We start from the raw sequence: 4,311 nt of genomic DNA, 5'->3' as shown, positions 1-4,311 counted from the left end.
CAGCCGCCGCCTGCAACTGGCCTTGCACCTGCTGCGCGAGACGCCGCTGCCCATCGGTGAAATCGCCGAGCGTGTCGGCTATGCCTCGCAAAGTGCCTTTGCCGCCGCGATGTTGCGCGAGTTTGGCGCCTCTCCCGGCGCGTTGCGGCGTTCGGCATAAGGCGAGCCTTGCGCTAAAAATCGCGAGCTGCGCGACAGACGTCCGCACCTGCACCCTCTAGACTGCGATTCTGTTAACCCGTTGGTTCAAGGATCGCAATGACTCCCCGTTCAGCCCTCGGCGCCTTGCATATCGGCGCATTGATGTTTGGCCTTACCGGCGTATTCGGCAAGCTGGCGGCCGCCTCGCCGGCCATTATCGTCTTCGGTCGCGCCGCGTTTGCCGTGATCGCCCTGGCCGTGTTTGCGCGCTTCGCCAGCAATGCCCCGTGGAAAACCCTGGAACTGCGCGACTGGAAACGCCTGCTGGTCAGCGGCGTCTTACTGGCCGCGCATTGGGTGACGTTTTTTATCGCAGTCAAGGTGGCGGGCGTGGCCGTCGCCACCCTCGGCTTCACCGCGTTCCCGGCGTTTACCGTGATCCTTGAAGGGCTGATTTTCCGCGAGCGCATTCGCGCCAATGAATGGGTGCTGGTGGCGTTGGTCACCGTCGGCCTGGTGCTGGTGACGCCAGACTTCAGCCTGGCCAGCGAAGCCACCGGCGGCCTGCTCTGGGGCATCGCCTCGGGGCTGCTGTTCTCGCTGTTGTCGCTGAACAACCGCGCCAGCTCCGGGCGGATTCCTGCCGTCCAGGCTGCACTGTGCCAGAACATGGTAGTTGCGGTGTGCCTGCTGCCCGTGGCCGCACCGGGGCTGGCGGATGTGCGTGCGCTGGACTGGTTGTGGATCGGCCTGCTCGGCGTGTTCTGCACAGGGCTGGCCCACAGTCTGTTCGTCGCCAGCCTCGCGGTGATCAAGGCACGTACCGCCTCCGTGGTCTTTGCCATGGAGCCGGTCTACGGCATCACGGTGGCCTGGCTGCTGTTCGCCGAAACCCCGACACTGCGCATGCTGCTGGGAGGCGCGCTGATCATCGTCGCCATCGTGCTCTCAGGGCTGATGGGCAGCGCCAGCCAGGCCAAACAGCCGACGGCAACGGCCTGATCTATACTCTGAACATCCGCAACAGTCTGCAGTCGTTCAACGGATCACTCCATAAACGCGATGCAGGGGTTTCATCATGGAAATGCTCATCAGCTTGCTGGTTCAAATCATCAGTGGTGCCGTCGGCGGCAACTTAGCCGGCATGACCAAACAGAGCCTGGGCACCGGGCTCAATACCTTCCTCGGTGGTGTCGGCGGTCTGGTCCTGGGCCAGGTGGTCGCCGCACTGACGGGCACCTCCGGCGGCGAGGCGCTGGATGTGGCGGCGGTTGGCAGCAATATTGTCGGCGGCGGCGTCGGCGGCCTGGTACTGACGTGGGTCGTGGGCTTCATCAAAAGCAAGATGGCCGCCAAGTAGCGGCCTCCATCCGTCACCGCCAGCCGATGGCGGTGACCTTCACGGCGTGCGGTCGTTGTGCCCCAGGTCACGCTGCGGGTCGATCTGATCGCGCACGCGCTGCTTGAGCACCTTGGCCTCAGGGAAACCGCCATCAGCCTTGCGCTCCCAGATCTGCACACCATCGCAGGTGATGCGAAACGCACCGCCGGTTGCCGGCTCCAGCGACACTTTGCCCAGGTCATCGGCAAAGGTGCTTAACAGTTCCTGAGCCAACCACGCGGCACGCAGCAGCCACTGGCACTGGGTGCAATAGGTGATCACGATCTCGGGTTTGCTGGCGGACATCATTTGACAGGTTCCTGGCGTGACGAGGGATGGGGTTGGAGTGGCTATAATAGCGGCCTTTATCGCCCAGCCCTGAGATTCCTGATGCGCCGCCTGCTGTCCTGTCTGTTTCTGTGCCTCGTCCCCCTGCTTGCCGACGCCGTTGAGCCGCCCCGCCCGAAAATCGGCCTGGTGCTGTCCGGCGGCGCCGCCCGTGGCCTGGCGCACATTGGCGTGCTCAAGGCCCTGGAAGAACAGGGCATCCATATCGACGCCATCGCCGGTACCAGCATGGGTGCGGTGATTGGCGGGCTGTACGCTTCGGGCTACAAGATCGACGAACTGGAAAAGCTCGCCCTCGGCATTGACTGGCAGCAGGCGTTGTCCGACGCGCCGCCGCGTGAAGACGTGCCGTTTCGGCGCAAGCAGGATGACCGCGATTTCCTGGTCAAGCAGAAGCTCAGCTTTCGCGATGACGGCAGCCTCGGCCTGCCGCTCGGCGTGATCCAGGGCCAGAACCTTGCGCTGCTGCTGGAAAGCATGTTCGCCCACAGCAGCAACACGCGTAATTTCGACAAGCTGCCGATCCCCTTCCGCGCCGTGGCCACCGACATCACTACTGGCGAAAAAGTGGTGTTCAGCAAGGGCCACCTGCCCCAGGTGATCCGCGCCAGTATGTCGATTCCGGCAGTGTTCGCCCCGGTAGAGCTGGATGGCCGGCTGCTGGTGGATGGCGGCATGACCGATAACATCCCGCTGGATGTGGCGCGGGAGATGGGCGTGGATATCGCCATCGTGGTCGACATCGGCACGCCGCTACGCTCGCGCAAGCAACTCGCCACCGTGGTGGATGTGCTCAACCAGTCCATCACCCTGATGACCCGGCGCAACTCCGAGGAACAACTCAAGGCCCTCAACCCCAAGGACGTGCTGATCCAGCCGCCCCTGGCGGCCTTTGGCGTGACCGATTTTGGCCGCGCCAAGGATATGATCGACGCCGGCTACCGCGCCACCCGCGCCCTCGACCTGCGCCTGGCCCATTTACGCCCCGCCGAACCGGTTGACGCCCAACTGGCGGCTGCGCGCACTCCGGGCGAGCGCACCCCGGTGATCACCGGGATCAAACTGGAAAACGACTCGAAAGTCAGCGACGACGTGATCCGCTACTACATCCGCCAACCGCTGGGCGAACCGTTGAACCTCGGCCGCCTGCAAACCGACATGGGCACCTTGTATGGCCTGGATTACTTCGAGCAGGTGCAATACCGCGTGGTGAAAAAGGGCCAGGACAACACCCTGGTGATCAGTGCACGCGGCAAGCGCAGCGGCACCGACTACCTGCGCCTGGGCTTGAACCTCTCAGACGATATGCGCGGCGACAGCGCCTTCAACCTGGGCGCGAGCTATCGCATGAACGGCATCAACCGACTCGGCGCTGAATGGCTCACGCGGGTGCAGATCGGTGATCGGCAAGAACTGTACAGCGAGTTCTACCAACCGATGGACGCGGGCTCACGCTACTTCGTCGCGCCCTACCTCAGCGCCCAGGCGCAGAACGTCGAACTGATTCTGGACAACGACCCCATCTCCGAATATCGCCTGGAGCGCTATGGTTTCGGCCTGAACGTGGGGCGCCAGATCGGCAACAGCGGCGAGATTCGCTTCGGCGTCGGCGAGGCCTGGGGCAAGGCGGATGTGCGCATCGGCGACCGCGACCTGCCGAGCGTGAGTTTCAGCGAAGGCTTCTATGAACTGAAGTACTCCTTCGACTCACTCGACAACGTGTACTTCCCGCACACCGGTGAGGACATCGGCCTGGCCTACCGCGAGTTCGAACCGGGACTGGGTTCGGATCAGCGCTATCGACAGTGGGAATTCAAACTGGACAAGGCCATGAGCCATGGCCCGGACACGCTGGTGCTGGGCGGTCGCTACGGGCGCACCCTGGATGATTCGGATGTGGTGATTTCCAGCTTCCTGCTGGGCGGTGCGCGGCAGTTGTCGGGCTTCCGCCAGGATGCAATTTCCGGACAGAACATCAGCCTGATGCGTGCGGTGTACTACCGCCGACTGACGCCGCGCTCCTACTTGCCGTTGGATTTCCCACTGTATATGGGCGCCTCGCTGGAGCGGGGCCGGGCATGGAACAACGACAATGAGTTCGACAGCGGGTATATCAACGCTGCAAGTATTTTCCTGGGGTTTGATACGCCGTTGGGGCCACTGAATTTCAGCTATGGGTTCAACGACGATAATCAGAAGGCGGTGTACCTGAACCTGGGGCAGACGTTCTGATACAACACTGCACCAGTGTTGGAGGGGCTAATTGTGGTGAGCGGGCTTTGTGTGGTGAGCGAGCTTGGTGTGGTGTGGTGAGCGGGTCTGTTGTGGTGAGCGGGCTTGCCCCGCGCTGGGCTGCGAAGCAGCCCTAAAATCAGACGCCGTGGTTTATCTGGGTTATCGCGATGGCCTTCCTTATGGGGGGCTGCTTCGCAGCCCAGCGC

5 protein-coding genes are annotated in these 4,311 nt (G+C 63.0%); 4 read left to right on the top strand and 1 reads right to left on the bottom strand.

Annotated features, from left to right (window positions below; all coding sequences use genetic code 11):
• From IQK56_RS30430 to IQK56_RS30420, 3 genes are all read left to right on the top strand, one after another.
• The coding region (locus IQK56_RS30430) for a helix-turn-helix domain-containing protein (RefSeq protein WP_193864315.1) at positions 1–160 on the top strand (160 nt) is incomplete at its 5' end.
• 98 nt (positions 161–258) lie between these two features.
• Positions 259–1,143: a DMT family transporter gene (locus IQK56_RS30425; RefSeq protein ID WP_193864314.1), complete on the top strand. Its 885-nt coding sequence runs from the start codon at positions 259–261 to the stop codon at positions 1,141–1,143.
• Positions 1,144–1,219: 76 nt separating this feature from the next.
• A complete protein-coding gene (locus tag IQK56_RS30420; RefSeq protein WP_122308278.1) occupies positions 1,220–1,501 on the top strand; it encodes a hypothetical protein in 282 nt (93 codons plus the stop codon).
• Positions 1,502–1,540: 39 nt separating this feature from the next.
• On the opposite strand, the gene IQK56_RS30415 is transcribed toward IQK56_RS30420, so the two are convergent.
• Complete coding sequence (locus IQK56_RS30415) at positions 1,541–1,828, bottom strand: Rdx family protein (protein ID WP_099584163.1); 288 nt, start codon at positions 1,826–1,828, stop codon at positions 1,541–1,543.
• An 84-nt stretch (positions 1,829–1,912) separates the two neighbouring features.
• Here IQK56_RS30415 and IQK56_RS30410 point away from each other — a divergent pair, with 84 nt between their 5' ends.
• The gene (locus tag IQK56_RS30410) at positions 1,913–4,102 is read left to right on the top strand and encodes a patatin-like phospholipase family protein (RefSeq protein ID WP_150675846.1); all 2,190 of its coding nucleotides are present in this window, start codon (positions 1,913–1,915) and stop codon (positions 4,100–4,102) included.
• Positions 4,103–4,311 lie beyond the last annotated feature (209 nt).

The sequence above is a fragment of the Pseudomonas cyclaminis genome (assembly GCF_015163715.1).
Taxonomy (GTDB): domain Bacteria; phylum Pseudomonadota; class Gammaproteobacteria; order Pseudomonadales; family Pseudomonadaceae; genus Aquipseudomonas; species Aquipseudomonas cyclaminis.
Note: the sequence above shows the minus strand (reverse complement) of the source record. Positions and strands in the feature narration are given on the sequence as shown.

Excerpts from the sequence above, each read along its gene's own strand:
- IQK56_RS30425 (WP_193864314.1), top strand. The coding sequence starts at position 259 with ATGACTCCCCGTTCAGCCCTCGGCGCCTTGCATATCGGCGCATTGATG.
- IQK56_RS30420 (WP_122308278.1), top strand. The coding sequence starts at position 1,220 with ATGGAAATGCTCATCAGCTTGCTGGTTCAAATCATCAGTGGTGCCGTC.
- IQK56_RS30415 (WP_099584163.1), bottom strand. The coding sequence starts at position 1,828 with ATGTCCGCCAGCAAACCCGAGATCGTGATCACCTATTGCACCCAGTGC.
- IQK56_RS30410 (WP_150675846.1), top strand. The coding sequence starts at position 1,913 with ATGCGCCGCCTGCTGTCCTGTCTGTTTCTGTGCCTCGTCCCCCTGCTT.